Origin of the sequence: Marinobacter sp. BSs20148 (assembly GCF_000283275.1) — a bacterium.
Classification (GTDB): domain Bacteria; phylum Pseudomonadota; class Gammaproteobacteria; order Pseudomonadales; family Oleiphilaceae; genus Marinobacter; species Marinobacter psychrophilus.
Genome location: NC_018268.1, coordinates 3,383,295 through 3,399,275, shown reverse-complemented (window position 1 = coordinate 3,399,275; position 15,981 = coordinate 3,383,295). Strand labels below are relative to the sequence as shown.

Genomic DNA, 15,981 nt, shown 5'->3' with positions numbered 1-15,981 from the left:
TCGTTATTTCCTGCCCAGCAATGCCCAGAATCGCCGTTGAAAAAACGGCGTTTCTTCCTTTAAAGAAAACAGCTTCGGTGAAAACAGCCAGGTCTGGGTAATGCCCATCAGGTAGGTATAACTCAGCAGTCCGAGGCCTTTCGGGTCTTCGTCTGCTGCAATTGAACCGTGTTCCACAGCTTGCGCAACGAGATCCTGAAACAGTGAAATAATAGAGTCCGTCAGCGCTCGCTCCCGCTTCAGTGTGCGACTCATCGCATCCGTCAGCTCCGTTTTGTTTAACAGAATCTCGAACGACTGGCGGTATTTCCTGTTATTTGCCAGCAATCCTAGCCACCGCTCAACAAAATGATCCATGGCCTCTACCGGTGTTTCCCGCATGCCAGAGCACTCAGCAACCAGTCCCTCAAGCGGCTCTTGGGAATAAGTCAGCACCGCCTCGTATAGGTCATCTTTGGTTTGAAAATGCCAGTAAATCGGCCCGCGACTGCAGCCGGCTTCTTTGGCGATACGGCTGAGCGTAGTAAGCGAGTAACCATCACGGCTAAAGAGCGTTAACGCGGCTTCTAGAACCGTCTGGCGGGTTTTTTCGGCATCTTCCTTGGTACGGCGCATGGGTATTAATTCTCTCCGGTTAACTGTACACAAACTTACTTCCAAGCCAACAAAAAAGGGCACGAACATCGTGCCCTTCGGTTTTCAATCAGGCAAGCCCCGACTCGCTTAAAGCTCGCCGTCTGCCGCCATCTGCATGTAGCTATCGTCAAAGCGTAGCTTCACATTGCCTTCATCGCCCATCACCGAACCGTCCGGGAACTCGATACCCACAAAGTCCGGGCTCATGGCACCCTGGCCCAGCAGCCCCTTATCAAAAGAGAACTGACGAACACTGTCCATCGCCTCGTGGGCTTCCTTGCTGTTAATGAAGTCCACCGACATCTGCGGCACCCAGAACATCTTCATACCGGCCAGCTGGGCTTCATAGCCTACCTGATCGGTACCGGACAGCTCGCCCAACATCGCGCGGGCTTCCTGACCTTCCTCGCTGTCGGACGCCAGAATGCTCATGGTTTCATACCAGGCGCCAACCAGTGCCTTGCCCAGCTTCGGATTGTCGGCCAAAGTCTCGGTGTTCACCAGAGTCAGGTCCTTGATATGGCCCGGAATCGCACTGGAGTCGAACAGTTTGGTGGTCCCCGGAAAGGCTTCCACTTCCGCCAAAAGCGGGTTCCAGGTCGCCACGTGGCGAACGTCGTCGGTCTGGAACGCAGAGAGCAGGTCCGCGTCGGAAATGTTGACTACGCTGATGTCACGCTCTTCCAGCCCGACAGTGTTCAGGGCGCGAGCCAGCAGGTAATGGGATACAGACAGTTCCACCAGGTGCACGGTTTCGCCTTCCAGCTCGGCGATGGTCTTGGCGTCCTTGGACACCAGGCCGTCGTTGCCATTGGAGTAGTCACCCACAATCAGTGCGGTGGTATCGACACCGGAGGCGGCCGGAATGGACAGGCCGTCCATACTGGTGGCGACCACGCCGTCAAACTGCCCGGCGGTGAACTGGTTGAGGGATTCGATGTAGTCGTTGATCTGTACGATATCGACGTCGATGTTGTACTTGTCTGCCCACTTTTTCATGATGCCGCTGTCTTCGGCATACTGCCAAGGCACCAGCCGGCGTAAATGGTCCAGGCGATACTGAAGGAGTCTTTCTCTTGGGCGAGGGCGCCCATAGACAGACCGGCTGTTAACAGACCGGCCGCAACACGCTTGCTAAAATTACGTTTTTTCATGGTGTATCTCCTCGGGCCTTGCCCGTGTTTTCAGGGTTTGTGTTCTAAGTCTGTTGTCACGCAGTGCTTGAGTTGTTGGCATCACTCAGTTGTTTCTTCCACGATCACCACCGGTGTGCCCGGTGAAACCGCCTGACCCGCTTCCCGGCGCACATCGACCACGCGACCGCTGACCGGGCTTAGCAATTCGATTTCCATTTTCATGGATTCGATAATCGCCACCGGGCGTTGTGCCTCGATGATGTCGCCGGGCTTAACCAGGCACTCCCAGAGGTTGCCTGCTATGTGGCTTTCCACGGCGTGCTGGCCGTGGGGCAGGTTTGCGATGTTGTCTTCGCCGGTGTCTTCTATCGGTGCCTCGGAGCTGAAGTTAATCTGGCCAGATTCGATCCAGCGTTGTAGCTCCTCATCAAAGGCTTGCTGACGCTTGCCAGTGAACTCACGGATTTCGTCGTCGTTATCCGCCAGGAAGCTCTCGTAATCCCCCAGATTGAAGCGGGTTTCCTCGACCCGGATCGGGTAGTCACCATTTGGGAAGTCCCTCCGGATCTGTTGCAACTCTTCCGCACTGACCTCGTAGAAACGCACCTGGTCGAAGAACCGCAGCAACCAGGGCTTACCCTCCTCGAAGAACTCGGTGGTGCGATAGCGGTTCCACATCTGTAGGGTGCGACCCACAAACTGGTAGCCGCCCGGGCCTTCCATGCCGTAAATGCATAGGTAGGCACCGCCGATGCCCACGGAGTTTTCTGCCGTCCAGGTGCGGGCCGGATTGTATTTGGTCGTCACCAGCCTATGGCGCGGGTCCAGCGGTGTGGCTACCGGGGCGCCCAGGTAGACATCTCCCAGTCCCATCACCAGGTAAGTGGCCTCAAAGAGGGTCTTTTTAACCTCGTCGATGCTCTCCAGCCCGTTGATGCGGCGAATGAATTCCAGGTTGCTCGGGCACCAGGGTGCGTCCTTGCGTACCGACTGCATGTATTTTGCGATGGCGGTTTGGCAGGCCTTGTCATCCCAGGACAGGGGCAGGTGAACGATGCGGGCGGGCACATCCCATTCCGGTTGTTTTTCCAGTTCCTGCTCCGCACTGATCAGCAGGTCCAACAGCGTTCGCTGGTTCAGTTTCTGGCTGTCGTAGTGCACCTGCAGGGAGCGGATGCCGGGGGTCAACTCCAGAATGGCCGGGTGATTCTGCTCCCGCAGCCAGAGCATAAGCGCGTGGGCCCGGAACCGTAGCCGGATATCCAGCTCCATGGGCCCGTATTCCACCAGCACATAGTTGTCGCCGGCGGCCCGGTAAACCACACCGGCTTCATGGTCGCTGGTGCTCAGTGAATCGAGGATCGGAGTGTCTGGCTTGATGGGCGTGATATGGGTGGTTACCGCCGTCAGTGTGGCCACGGACTCGTCCAGCGCTTCACGCAGGGCCACCGCCTGATCCTGGCTGACGGGTACAAACTGCACCTTGTCACCCGCCTTGAGTTGCCCCAGTTTCCAGAGATCGGCGCTGATCACGGTTGCCGGGCACACGAAGCCACCCAGGCTGGGGCCGTCAGGGCCTAGAATAACCGGCATGTCACCGGTGAAGTCCACGGTACCCACCGCATAGGCGTTATCGTGGATGTTGGAGGGGTGCATGCCGGCCTCGCCGCCATCGCTGCGTGCCCACTCCGGTTTCGGGCCGATCAGCCTCACGCCTGTGCGGCTGGAGTTGTAGTGAATCTCCCATTCGCTGGCAAAGAACGTGTCGATGTCCTGGTCAGTGAAGTAGTCCGGTGCGCCGTGGGGGCCATAGGTGACGTGGAGTTTCCAGGTCTTGCCAATAGACGGTTTCAGGTCCGTTGGCAGGCTAGCGGGACCTAAAGGCTCCGCTTCGCCTAAGGCAAGTACGTCGCCGGCTCGAAGGGCGCGGCCGCAGTGGCCTCCAAATTGTCCCAGAGTAAAGGTGCTGCAGGAAGTGAGGTATTCGGGGCAGTCCAGGCCTCCCCGGAACAGCACGTAGGCCCGGGCGCCATCGGCGGTGGTGGCGCCGAGTTTCAGGGTGGCGCCGGCGGGTACATCAATGATTTGCCAGAAATTGACCGGCTCGTCATTGAGCCTGGCCTCGAGCGCTGCACCGGTCAGGGCAATCTGGGTGGCGCGGTTGAAGGTGAGTACAGGCCCCTTGAGGGTGACTTCCAGTCCCGGTGCTCCCTCCGGGTTGCCCAGCAGTCGATTCCCCAGACGGAAGGAATAGCTGTCGAACGGACCGGACGGTGGAACGCCGATTTCCCAGTAGCCGATACGGCCCGGGTAATCCTGAATTGTGGTCATGGTGCCGCCGCTGAGAACATCCACAGTGGATGGCCGGTAATCGAATTCGCTCAGGGTGCGGGTAAACAGACGGCCCTCCACAAATCGCGGGTCGTCCAGCACCTGTCCAACATACTTCAGGTTGGTTTCAATGCCATACAACTGACTCTGATCAAGAGCCTGTATCAGCCGTTTGCGGGCCGATTCACGATCCCTTTCGTGCACGATGACCTTGGCCAGCATGGGGTCGAACAGCGGAGACACCTCGGTGCCCGGCTGGATCCAGGTGTCGATTCGCAGGCCATCCTCTTCGGGCCAGGCCACGTTGGTCAGCAGGCCGGCACCGGGCTGAAAGTCCTTGTTGGGATCCTCCGCATAGATCCGGGCCTGAATGGCATGGCCGGAAGCCTGGAGATTAGCGCCCAGTTCTGCAAGATCCGGCAGGGAACCAGCGCCCAGTTCCACCATCCAGCGCACCAGGTCCACGCCGTAAACCTGCTCGGTGACGCCGTGTTCTACCTGTAAGCGGGTATTCACCTCCAGAAAGTAGAACTCGGTGGTGTCCGGGTCGTAGATAAACTCCACCGTGCCGGCGCTTCGATAGCCGATGCTTTCGCCAAGCTGGCGGGCAGTGGCGTGCATGCGGGTACGCACGTCTTCGGTCAGGCCCGGTGCTGGCGCCTCTTCAATTACTTTCTGGTTACGGCGCTGGGCCGAGCAGTCCCGTTCGCCAAGAGCGATTACCTTCCCTCGTCCGTCACCGAACAACTGCACCTCAATGTGGCGGGCGTATTCTACGAATTTTTCCAGAAACACGCTGCTGTTACTGAAGTTGTTCTGGCTTAGACGCTGAACCGACTCGAAGCTTTTGCTCAGGTCTTCCGCGCTGTAGCAGCGTGACATACCGATGCCGCCGCCGCCGGCCGTGCTTTTGAGCATCACCGGGTAACCGATGGTGTCGGCTGCCGCTAAGGCAGCGTCCAGGCTGGCGAGCAGCCCTGTGCCGGGTAACAGCGGCACGCCGGCGGCCTCGGCCAGGGCGCGAGCGGTGTGCTTGAGGCCGAATTCCTCCATCTGCCCCGGCGTAGGCCCGAGGAACACCACGCCTTCCGCTTCGCAGCGGCGGGCAAAGTCGGCGTTCTCACTGAGAAAGCCGTAGCCCGGATGGATGGCCCCGGCGCCACTCTTGCCAATCACCTCGAACAGTTTGTTCTGATCCAGATAGGTGGCCGCAGCCGAGCCTTCACCCAACGAATACGCCTCGTCCGCTTGGCGTACGTGCAGCGAGTCAGCGTCAGCCTCGGCATACACCGCCACCGAGGTGATACCCATGGCCCGCAGGGTGCGGATGATTCGGCAGGCAATGGCGCCCCGGTTAGCGATCAGAACCTTGTCTAATGCCCCGTTCAGCCCCATACCAGCACCTCAATGGGTGTCGGGTTGTAGGCGTTACAGGGATTGTTCAGCTGAGGGCAGTTGGAAATCATCACCAGCACATCCATCTCGGCCTTTAATTCAACGTACTTGCCGGCGTCAGAAATGCCGTCTTCAAACGTGAGGCCGCCTTCAGCGGTGACCGGCACGTTCATAAAAAAGTTGATGTTGTGGGTAATATCCCGCTTGGTCATGCCCAGCTCTTCGTGCTCGGTGACCGCCACCAGCCAACTGTCGCGGCAGGCGTGCATACATTTCTTTTCCAGGGCGTAGCGGGTGGTGTTGCTTTCCGCTGCGCAGGCACCGCCTAGGGTGTCGTGGCGTCCACAGGTATCAGCGGTAATTTCCAGCATCACGTTGTTTTCGGAGGACATCAATTTGGAACCGGCGGTCAGATACACATTGCCCTGATCGCGAATGGTGTCCACCGCGCTGTAGCGCTCGGTCGGGTTGAGGGCGTTGTAGAACAGTGTATCTGCAGCCTGGTTGCCTTCTAGGTCCAGAATGCGAACGGTTTCACCTGCCTTCACAACTTTCAGGAAATACTCGCCCGCGGGTACTGTCTCGCGAAAAATGGCGTTCTCTGGGTTCAGTGCGCTCTCTTTAATCATGGTAGGCCTCCTCGCGATCAGGACTGCATCATGTGATACAGCGCGGTATTGGCGAAGGCGCGGGTGGCCTCCGGCGACGAGATCTTGCAAGGATCGGCATCGGTGACGGGTGCCGCCTTGAAAAGCTGATAGCGCAGGGGATGGCTCGGGTAGTCGACGGCGGTATCGAGCGGATGCGGGCAGGTGTGCAATACCACGATGGTGTCCATCTCAAACCTCAGGTCCACGGTGGCGCCAGCGTAGGAGTGATCGCTGACATAGGCCATATTGCCGTCATCATCGGTCTTCACTTTACTGAACCAGTTCAGATTGGCGGTCAGGTCTTTTTTGCCGAGACCGTACTTGGCCAGTTCGTTCAGAAAGCTGCTAAAACCGTTGCGATGATAATGGTTATGGGCTTCCTGATAGGTCTTTTTGCCCCAGCGCTGCTCAACCATATCGGCATTGCAGGTGCCGCTGACCGTATCGTGCCAGCCCAGATCGTCGCGGATAATGGAAGCAAAGACGCGGCCCATATCAGAGAACAGGACATGGCCCTGGGTAAGCAGGAAGGTGTGCTGGTTCTTCAGGGTGTCCGGCATGTTGTACCGTTCGAGAGGGTTCTCGGGGTTGTACATCAACATGCCAACGCTGGCACCGCCGGTTTCGTCAATCAGGCGCAGTACATGGCCGCGGCGCACAATGAAGGACCAGTGGGATCCGCCGGGAATTAGATCGTCGTAGAGAGGGGTTGCTGTTTCGAGCATGGCCATTTTCTCTTAGCTTGGTTGGAAAAAAAACGAGAGGCGTCAGTCACTGAACGATTCTCCCGGGCTTTTGTCCCGCCGTGTAGCCTTGGAAAAGGCCGTCAACTCTCGGACCAGTCACCTGTGCTGTTAACAACAGATCGGAACCCTAGTTGACCTCTTTGTCAGATTTTTTCGCATTGATAATTGGTGTTTGTAACCCGCTTCTCGCAGCATGCTTAAACTACAGCAATCTCCATGCCGATGATTCTATAGTACTGAAATAAATGAAATTTATCCGAGTTCGGTAAAAAGAAGGGTGAAGGCATGCGGCTATTATGCGCCAATGTGGTGCGCTTGGCTGAAGCTGGTGCAAAAATGTCTCAGAAATAACGCTTCTGATCGACACTTCACCGATATCGGGCACAGGAAATTAAAAGTGGAGTGGTCAAGCACTTTGCAACAACCCAATTAAGCTGGGCGTTATGTGGCAAGTATTCAAAAGCAATCACTCTCAACGCCAGGGGTTAAGGCAATCTTCGGCCACAAGCAGAACCCGGTGCCAATTCAATAAATGCGTCCCCTTTTTTCCCGGTACCGAACTTCAGCCAACAGCGTTTACCGGGTCGATTTATATACCGATACTACAATCGAGTCAGCGTCTTCCTGGCTCATCGGCGGTCCGGTCGGAGTAAGATCGTGGGCTCCTGCAATACGGGCGAGTTCGGGCTTCGGTGGGAAGACCGGCTCTTCGGGTAGAGTTGGCGTTATAGCCGGTGTTCCTAAGTCGCGGATGAGGTCCCGGAAACTAGCATTGTCGTGCACCATCAGAATTCGTGCTTCGTGATCTCCGATAACCCGAAAAGTGTGCGGTACACCGCGTGGCATTGATACCCACTGTCCTGCGCCGACGATTCGTTCGTCGACTCCGCAGCGCAATACCATCTCTCCTTCGAGTATGTACCAACTGTCGTCGAGGTCGGCATGCACGTGCAACGGCGGGGATGAGCCGACCGGCAATGTCATTTCGAGGACCACGGTCTCCATGCCAGGTGCGCACGGGTGTTCAATGACGAGAGTATCCAGAAACCACCATGCAGTTGCCAGGTCACTCGAGAGAGAATTTACGACTGCTACACTCATGATACTACCCCTATTGCGGAGGACCTGATTAGATCATCAATTATAGTAAGTTTAACTTACTATAATAGTATGGTACCCTTACTATCATGTCAAATATCTCATCACACAACAGCCCATACATAGGCGCGATGCTCCGCGTAATCTGGCAATGGGTACGCGAGCAAATCTTTGCCGGCGTAGTTGCAGCCGGATACGACGATCTGAATCCGGCCCATGTTGGGCTTTTCCGGTATCCCACACTTGATGGACAGCGCCCTACTGAACTCGCCGACCAACTACAAATCAAAAAGCAGTCCATTAACGATTTGCTTCGCCACCTTGAACAAAGCGGGTACTTGGTCCGTAAGATCGACCCCGCTGACCGGCGCGCTCGTATTGTTCGACTAACCGCACGAGGGCAGCGGCTAGAAAAAATTATTAACGATCAGGCGAAGGAAGCCGAAAATCAGATTGCTGAAATGCTTGGGAACAAGCGTTTCATGAGGTTGCGTAGTGAACTTGAAGTGCTAGTCACTCAACTTCCCCCACGATAAAGATCATTTCCGACATGAACCTTAGGGTTGAATTTTATCGCTTTACAAAGTCGGTGTTTGTAAAGGGAGTTGTCGCGTACGCTATACGTCTAAGCAGCCTTTCTTTCCCGTTCTTCTTGCGGGCTTTCCAGCGTTTCCGGGTTGAGGATTACGGTTATTTGCAACCCAGTTGTCCAAATAGCTGCACTTAAGCAGCCTGTTTATTGCGCTCAATTTCCTGCAATTTTCCAGGGTTGAGGGATACGGCGCCGGCGACTGGTAGAACGAGGCCTCAGACGCCAGGTAAAGTCCTTTGTCAGCCAGTCGAGGCACGATCTGGGACGGTGGCAAGCTCTGATACTCCCGTTCATTGCAGGTGTCCAGGATGGCCGCTTCTTCAGCGTGAGTGAGCTGGTGTGGCTGCACAACGCGCTCCGCTTGCGGACGTTGATCCTTCTTCACAGAGCCATTAGCGCTTCAACGTGCGCTGGCTCAGCTCCATCAAATCGGTTTCCTTGTACCGGGCTGCGCTACTGGCGACAGCTTCGTCATAGTCACTTAAAAGCCTTGTACGTTCGGTCAGCGGTGTCAGTTTTCCTCGCTGTCTAGGTCCTCGCCGTACAAGGCTTCGAGCTTTTTTGACAGCACCAAAAAAGAAGTCGTTTCCGCCAGGATCCGGTTCTTACGGCGAGCTTCCGCATTCAGCTTTTTGATGGTTTTACGGGCATCGCGCTGCTGTTTCTGAGCGGCTTTCTCTTGCTCTTCTTGAAGACCAGTACCGTGAAGGCAGGCGCTGCACCTGCTCGGAATAAAGACCTTTCTGGCGGCAATACGCGCTCAGTTCCGCTTCAGACATAGACGCCGTTTCGATCACGACGGCCAACTTGGCATCAGGAGACCCATCGTCTCCTGCATTACGATAACCCGGCACAGGCAATCCTTGTTGTCGACACTGTTTTAACCAACTATACAGAGTCACATCCGATATGCCTTCCTCTGCCGCCACCTGCACCACACTGCGGTTCTGCGGAGGCAACAACTTCTTCAACACGGCCGCTTTACGTTCCTCGGAATAACGTGGCATGACTGCTCTCACACCGCCCAATCTGATATGAATTTAGGCAAAATCGACAACTGGACAACTAGGCTGATATGAGGGAAACACATCGAAGTGCACCCAGTGCAGCACCTGCAAATACAGTAACCGAATGCCATGGAGGTAGAGGCGGCAACTGGCTGGTGACAGGGAGCTCTCCTGAGCCAGATAAAAGATGGTTTGCACAACAGCGAGAGGCGCTTGTTTTGAATTTTGTGAAAACAGTTGAGTAATAGACGAGAACTCGCCGATTTTGACTCCCTCAAGGATTTAAAATAGATATAAATATGCAGCAAGATTTATTTTAATTTTATGAAAAATAACGTTTTATTTCACCTAGACTCTATTCAATCTCTATTTTTTGTAAATTCAGTTAGTAGAGGGTAAGGTATTAATGATTTTATTAAAAATGACGTTTTATTATAAGAATCTTCAGCATTAAAATATGGATAATACATATGAGTATTAAACAAAAAATCTTAATCAATTGCCAAGATGGCAATAACAACATTGAGCGCGCCACCATCTCTTTCATACTGGCCGTGACCGCATCAAAAACCAGTGAAACTGCCGTTTTTATCTCTTCTGATGCCAGTAACTTGTGCAAGCTAGGATTTTGCGATGATCTTGTTGCGGAAGGTTATGAGCCCTTAAAGCACCTTATTTCAAATTTTCTTAGCAATGGAGGGAATATATGGCTCTGTCCCGCTTGCGCTAAGGCAAAAGGCATCACTGTTGAAGACCTTATACCTGGAGTAGAGATCGCGGGGGCACCTAGAACCATGGCTTTTCTAGCCAGCGGAGCGCAATTGTTGGCGTAGCCATTGTCTTGCTGGACCATGTCCAGCTGAACACATCATATAACTAGTATCGACACATCAGGGAGACCTCATGAGTAATGAAATTGTTATAGAGGCTTGGAACACTGTGTTATTTGACAAATTCACCCGTTTTAAATACCTGTTTGTTGAGGGCTATGCCTCCATTAGCGAAGAAGCCCTGAAACGTACGTCATATCCAGAAGGGGCCAGAGTCCTTGATGTGGGCTGCGGTTTTGGTGACTGCACTATCAACATTGCTAAAGCACTCGGTGCGGGGGGTAGAGCGACAGGAGTTGACTGTGCCAGCAACTTTATTCGTGAATGCAACAAATCGTCGGTTGAAGAAGGCGTAAAAAACGCGGATTTTATGATCGCCGACGTCGAAGCTGATGACCTCGGCGGGCCTTATGATGAAGCTTTTGCTCGCTTTGGAACAATGTTTTTTAACCTACCCGGGCTTGCCATGAAGAATATACGTCAATCCTTGGTGCCAGGCGGTAAGTTCACCCAGGTTGTATGGCGCAAAAGAGAAGATAACCCTTGGCTTCACGCGGCTGAACTTTGTGTGCGAGAAATCGTTCCAGTTATTTCTCACGATGATACCGAAGCGGTCCATTGTGGACCTGGCCCCTTTTCGATGGCGGGACCAGATATGGTGAGTGACATGCTTCAGTCCGTTGGGTTTGAGTGTATTCAGTTTGAACGATTTGATTCAGATATATGTATTGGTCGAAATATTGAGGAGGCAATACAATTTGCCCTCGAAATAGGACCTACAGGAGAAATCATACGTCTTGCAGAAGCCGATGGCGAACGGCTAAAGAGTAGAGTTGTAGAAGCACTGCAGGATGTAATCGGCCAATTTGCTCGCGAAGATGGCACCATCTGGGCACCCTCCAGCGCTTGGTTCATAACGGCTTACAATCCAAGGTAGGCTTGCCTTTTAAGTCACACCAGAAAACAGACATATCACCATGAGTGAGTTTGTTTTCTGGTAGCTCCGATCCATGGATGAATTAAAGAAGGCTACCCAACCGGTCTTTGTCAGCTTAGCCAATGACGATTTACCTACCCCCTCCTGGTTGGCTCATTCAGGGCTGGCGGCTGGCGCGTCAAAACCTGAATTTTGTGGGCGTAAAAATATGGTTCCCCCCGACGTTCGGGAGCCGAATTTCTGGTACGTTTTTATACCCCCCTCCCTTTCGTGTGTCAGCCGTGGCTTACAAGCGTGTAGGCTCAGGCTAACAGGTGTGTTCGTTTTGGCTTACATTGAGCGCGATTCCTGCCGGCCTTGGTCTGTGCGCGATCTGCCTGGCTTTGGACCTTGGCGCTTTGCTGGCAGGTCAGAAAGGCAGACTTCCACGTCTTCACTTGTTGGGGGTAGAGCCCCTTGCGGCGGCAGTACTCACTGAGCTCAATCTCTGACAAGGCAGCCGTTTCGATAACAACCGCCAGCCTGGCTTCTGCCGACCAATTATCGGTCAGCTTCTGATCTCCGGGCATAGCAGCACCTGCGGCCTTGGCTTGTTTAAGCCAAGCATAAAACGTCACATCGGAAGTGCCTTCCTCCCGGACTAGTTGAGCCACGGACAGGTTATGTGGGGCAGGTTTTGGAGTGCGATTTGGGGCGCGGGTGCTGTGGCTTTTTGTGGCTTGCTCCCCCGCTAGTCCCCCATGGGGTGCTTTAGAAACGAAAAAGCCCGCAATTAAGCGGGCTAATTCGTTGAATCTAATGGTGCCCGGAGGCGGAATCGAACCACCGACACGAGGATTTTCAATCCTCTGCTCTACCGACTGAGCTATCCGGGCATGCTGCAATACTGCTCTGCAACGGGGCGCTATTAAACCGGTTTGGCTGCACTGAGTCAAGAGGGCTTTCAAAATTTGTTAAAGTTTTCAGTGCTGCCCGTTAGACCGTGTTTAGGGGTTACTTCTCAGGTGGTACGTAGCCTTCGGCTTTGTCGAAGGGTTGGTTGTTAAAGAAGTGTGCCATCTGCGCCTGTAAGTATTTGCGGGTGCTCGGGTCCATCAGGCTCAAGTGTTTTTCATTAATCAGCATGGTTTGCTGGCTTTGCCATTCGTCCCAGGCGGCTTTGGAGATGTTGTCGTAGATGTCTTGGCCGCGAGCGCCGGGCATGGGCGGGTTGTTCAGACCTTCCATTTCTTTCTGGTGCTTGCGGCAGAAAATGTTACGGCTCATGGGGGCTCCTGTGGGTATTTTGGGATGTGAAGAGGCAACTCAGATTTCACGCATTGTATCAGCAATAAGGTTGCCGGGTTGCTACAGCAGCGTGGTCTGTTCGGGGTCTGTCAGCAGTGTGCGTATGGGTGCTGGCAAGCCCAGGCTTAATGCTTGATCACGGTGCAGCCAGCGGTGATTGTCGTCGGCAACGCGGTTCTTGGGTTCGGCGCTCATTCGCGCTGGCTGTATATGCAGGTGGTAATGGCTAAAGGTGTGACGAAAACCGCTGATGCGTTGTGGATCACCACAGCTTAGGCCTAGCTGTTGTTCGCAGGCCTGCTGTAGTTCGTCTTCGCCCAATGCTGGGTCAAGCTCTGGCAGGCTCCATAGGCCGCCCCAGATGCCACTGGGTGGCCGGCGCTGAAGCAGTATGCGGCCTTCGCTGTCTTCCAGTATCAGCATCCAGGTGGTTTTTTCGGGCTTGGTTTTTTTCGGTTTCGAGCCGGGGTAAAGTGCGGTTTCATTGTTGGCGTAGGCCAGGCAGCCTTGCTGCACCGGGCAGCGTTCGCAGCTTGGGCGGCTACGGGTACATACCAGGGCGCCCAGGTCCATAATGGCTTGGGTATAATCGCGAATATGGTCGTTAGGCGTATGCTGTTCGGCGAATTGCCAAAGTTTCTGTAATACAGCAGTTTGTCCTGGCCAGCCTGTTATAGCGTGATAGCGCGCCAGTACCCGCTTGACGTTGCCGTCTAGTATGGCGGCTTTTATATCGTAGGATTGCGCCAGAATGGCGGCGGCGGTTGAACGGCCGATGCCGCTCAGGGCTTCCAATTGCTGCTGGTCGCGGGGGAATTCGCCGTTGTGTTCCTCCACCACGGCTCGCGCGGCTTTTTGCAGGTTGCGGGCGCGGGCGTAATAACCCAGGCCGGACCAGTGGCTGAGCACGTCGTCTGTTGGTGCTAACGCCAGTGAGTGAACGTCTGGAAAGCGATGCATAAACGCGTGGTAGTAAGGTATAACCGTGGCTACCTGGGTTTGTTGCAGCATAATTTCCGACACCCACACCCGGTATGCGGTGCGGTTGTGGTGCCACGGCAGATTGTGCCTGCCGTGTTCATCAAACCAGTTCAACAGGGCTGGGGCAAAGCTATCAGTCATCAGTTAAAGAACCCTTTGAGCGCGTCTTTTACTTTGTCACCGGCGGCTTCACCCAGTTTTTCCTGCAGTTTCTCTTTTATTTTGTCTTCTGCTTTGGCCTTGGCTGCATTTTTGGCGATGTCTTGCAGGCTGTCGCGGAAGCGCGAACCGTCGAAGGAGCAAAGCCCTGCTGGGTCATCGCTCAGGTCGCCGCGGCACTCCAGGGGTATAACCACGTTCCGTACAATGTCGGTTACCCTGCAGGCTGGGTCACGGTGGATTTCACCCACAATACGCAGGCCGAGTTCGTAGTCCACAAGGGTTTGCTGCATGTCCACGTTGCCCTGGCCTTCCAGCTGCATGCCGGCAAGCGATGCCAGCAGTTCGGTGTTGTTCAGCGTGTTACCGTTAATATCTAGGGTACCGCGCATGTCATTAAACGGTGTGGCGGTGCCCCAGTCGGTCGTACCCAGGGTTTCCTGATTGACCAACGCAATGCCCTGACATGCCAGGCGGGTCAAGTTCATGCGGCGGAACTCGCCTTCTGCCAGGTTAAAGGTAATTTTGCCATCGGCGTTACCGCGCAAAGCGGCCATGGTGTTGCCGGTGGATTTGGCGTTTATTTTGAGGTTTGCTCCGCCAGAGAGCATGTCTACTTCCGCCAGGTCATTCAGTAGCGGCAGTGTTTGTACGTCTGCCACGTTGGTGTTTATGCTCCATTTCGGAGTGTTAGAGCGGGCATCGATGTTGGCAGTGGTATTAAAGCTGCCGTAGTAGAGTTTGCCGCTGAATTCGTCGATTTCCAGCACGCCGTTTTTGGCCAGGGCGCTGGCTTTTATCTCATTGATCTGGAGATTACTGACGGTTAGCTTGTTCAACCCCAAATCTATGTCTAATAACAGCGTGCGCAGATTGTCCAGAGGCAGCAATTGCGAGTCCGGGCCTGCCTGGGCTGACGCAGTACCAGTGCCAGAATTAGAGCCAGTGCTGCTTTCAGTCGCCGGGGTGTCCGATGGTGGCGGCAGGTAGCGATCGGCGTTCAGTGCGTCACCGGTCAAGCGAAAAACAAGAGCGGAGCTGGCCAAGTTATAACTGCCTGAACCATCGAACGTGGTGTCATCCAGTTTCAGGGCTAAATTGGTTAGCTCTGGCTTGCCAGCTGCTCCGCCAATGTTAGTACTGAAGGCCAGGGCGGTGAGCACGTTGCCGTCACTGGTTTCAATAGCGGGTTGGCCCAGATGCTCCAGCAGTTTTTTCAGAGAAAATTCGTTGATGGCGATGTTACCGGCCAATTTTGGCTTGTCGCCAAAGCCTTCTACAGTCAGATTGGTGTTGGCGCTTAGGTTGGCAAAGCTGAAGCTGATATCTTTGAGATTCGCGGTTTCGTTAGCCAGGTTGGCGGCCAGTGATCCGCTGATTTTAGCGGTGACGGTTTTACCGGCGAATGCATCGCCTTTTATGTCGAAGCTTGCGTCCAGGCCCGATGCGCTAAATGCATCTAAGGCTTGGTTGGCCAACAGGCGGGCTGCAATGCTGCCTTCTACGCTCATTTGCGGCTCGGTGGTTTCTACCCGGAAGCTGATGTCTAATGGAAACTCGGAACCCAGAGTGATGTCGCTGGCACCTAGAGTGAAATCTTCCAGAGTAATTTCCTGACCGGTGGTGGCGTCGGTGTAGTGCACCCGGGCATTGGCGATTTCGACGTTGCTGACGTTGAAAATCAGTGGTTCTGACGAGCTCTCACTCGCTGTTTCTGAAGCAGTCGCGTCCGGAGCCGGCTCGCTGGAGGCAGCTTGCTGCGCGTCTTTCTCCGGTACTATGCGGGCCCAGTTAGCCTCGCCTTTTTTGTTAACGCTCAGACGTGCATCCAGCCCGTCCAGCACAAAGTTGTTCACTTGGGGCGACATGGCTAACAATGACCAGAAATCGATTTCTGCGACCAAGCGTTCGAGCGCAATAAAGCGTTCGCCGTCAAGTTTGGCTTCAACGTTATTCAGCTCCAGGCCGATGGGAATGAACGACCAGCTGATGTCGCCGTCTAGAATTATGTCGAGATTGGTTTGCTTTTCTACGGCCTGCTCAATTTGCGGCTTGTAAGTATTGGGATCGATCACCAGCATGGCGATGGCTATTGCCGCCATGGCCAGTAAAATCAGTGCCACAATAGTAATGAGCAGGTAACGTAGTGCTTTCATTGGATGCGTCCTGTTCGTTTAGATCAATGTGCGATGATTC

At 54.4% G+C, this 15,981-nt stretch carries 13 protein-coding genes, 1 tRNA gene, 1 pseudogene and 1 riboswitch; of the genes and pseudogenes, 3 read left to right on the top strand and 12 right to left on the bottom strand.

The window, feature by feature from the left end; all coding sequences use genetic code 11:
• Nucleotides 1-3 precede the first annotated feature (3 nt).
• The 6 genes and pseudogenes from MRBBS_RS15545 to MRBBS_RS15520 form a co-directional block, all read right to left on the bottom strand.
• Nucleotides 4-615: a TetR family transcriptional regulator gene (locus MRBBS_RS15545; RefSeq protein WP_014872524.1), complete on the bottom strand. Its 612-nt coding sequence runs from the start codon at nt 613-615 to the stop codon at nt 4-6.
• A gap of 108 nt (nt 616-723) precedes the next feature.
• Nucleotides 724-1,790: pseudogene (locus tag MRBBS_RS15540) on the bottom strand (putative urea ABC transporter substrate-binding protein).
• A gap of 81 nt (nt 1,791-1,871) precedes the next feature.
• Nucleotides 1,872-5,498 carry an urea carboxylase gene (gene uca / locus MRBBS_RS15535; RefSeq protein WP_014872521.1) on the bottom strand — a complete coding sequence of 1,209 codons (3,627 nt, stop codon included), beginning with the start codon at nt 5,496-5,498 and terminating at the stop codon, nt 1,872-1,874.
• Complete coding sequence (locus MRBBS_RS15530; protein WP_014872520.1) at nt 5,489-6,127, bottom strand: urea amidolyase associated protein UAAP2; 639 nt, start codon at nt 6,125-6,127, stop codon at nt 5,489-5,491. Before MRBBS_RS15530 ends, uca begins: the two co-directional genes overlap by 10 nt.
• 17 nt (nt 6,128-6,144) lie before the next feature.
• Nucleotides 6,145-6,873 (bottom strand): urea amidolyase associated protein UAAP1, encoded by a 729-nt coding sequence (locus MRBBS_RS15525; RefSeq protein ID WP_041635332.1) that lies wholly within the window; start codon nt 6,871-6,873, stop codon nt 6,145-6,147.
• Between the two features lie 57 nt (nt 6,874-6,930).
• Nucleotides 6,931-7,036, bottom strand: a riboswitch (guanidine-I (ykkC/yxkD leader).
• Between the two features lie 434 nt (nt 7,037-7,470).
• Nucleotides 7,471-7,878, bottom strand: coding sequence for a cupin domain-containing protein (locus tag MRBBS_RS15520; protein ID WP_227497684.1), 408 nt, complete (start codon nt 7,876-7,878; stop codon nt 7,471-7,473).
• A 203-nt stretch (nt 7,879-8,081) separates the two neighbouring features.
• Here MRBBS_RS15520 and MRBBS_RS15515 point away from each other — a divergent pair, with 203 nt between their 5' ends.
• The gene (locus MRBBS_RS15515; RefSeq protein WP_083847070.1) at nt 8,082-8,528 is read left to right on the top strand and encodes a MarR family winged helix-turn-helix transcriptional regulator; all 447 of its coding nucleotides are present in this window, start codon (nt 8,082-8,084) and stop codon (nt 8,526-8,528) included.
• Between the two features lie 697 nt (nt 8,529-9,225).
• Here the strand turns inward: MRBBS_RS15515 and MRBBS_RS19185 are convergent.
• On the bottom strand, nt 9,226-9,591 hold the full coding sequence (locus MRBBS_RS19185) for a transposase (RefSeq protein WP_083847068.1): 366 nt from the start codon (nt 9,589-9,591) through the stop codon (nt 9,226-9,228).
• A 470-nt stretch (nt 9,592-10,061) separates the two neighbouring features.
• Between MRBBS_RS19185 and MRBBS_RS15505 the strand changes: the two genes are divergently transcribed.
• Nucleotides 10,062-10,424: a DsrE family protein gene (locus tag MRBBS_RS15505; protein WP_014872515.1), complete on the top strand. Its 363-nt coding sequence runs from the start codon at nt 10,062-10,064 to the stop codon at nt 10,422-10,424.
• Nucleotides 10,425-10,494: 70 nt separating this feature from the next.
• The gene (locus MRBBS_RS15500) at nt 10,495-11,358 is read left to right on the top strand and encodes a class I SAM-dependent methyltransferase (protein ID WP_014872514.1); all 864 of its coding nucleotides are present in this window, start codon (nt 10,495-10,497) and stop codon (nt 11,356-11,358) included.
• A gap of 302 nt (nt 11,359-11,660) precedes the next feature.
• On the opposite strand, the gene MRBBS_RS15495 is transcribed toward MRBBS_RS15500, so the two are convergent.
• From MRBBS_RS15495 to MRBBS_RS15475, 5 genes are all read right to left on the bottom strand, one after another.
• Nucleotides 11,661-11,927, bottom strand: coding sequence for a hypothetical protein (locus MRBBS_RS15495; RefSeq protein ID WP_227497531.1), 267 nt, complete (start codon nt 11,925-11,927; stop codon nt 11,661-11,663).
• Between the two features lie 230 nt (nt 11,928-12,157).
• Nucleotides 12,158-12,233 (bottom strand) — tRNA-Phe (locus tag MRBBS_RS15490).
• A 118-nt stretch (nt 12,234-12,351) separates the two neighbouring features.
• Complete coding sequence (locus MRBBS_RS15485) at nt 12,352-12,624, bottom strand: oxidative damage protection protein (RefSeq protein WP_014872512.1); 273 nt, start codon at nt 12,622-12,624, stop codon at nt 12,352-12,354.
• A gap of 81 nt (nt 12,625-12,705) precedes the next feature.
• Nucleotides 12,706-13,767: an A/G-specific adenine glycosylase gene (mutY, locus tag MRBBS_RS15480; protein WP_014872511.1), complete on the bottom strand. Its 1,062-nt coding sequence runs from the start codon at nt 13,765-13,767 to the stop codon at nt 12,706-12,708.
• Complete coding sequence (locus MRBBS_RS15475; RefSeq protein WP_014872510.1) at nt 13,767-15,941, bottom strand: AsmA family protein; 2,175 nt, start codon at nt 15,939-15,941, stop codon at nt 13,767-13,769. Before MRBBS_RS15475 ends, mutY begins: the two co-directional genes overlap by 1 nt.
• Nucleotides 15,942-15,981: the final 40 nt, after the last annotated feature.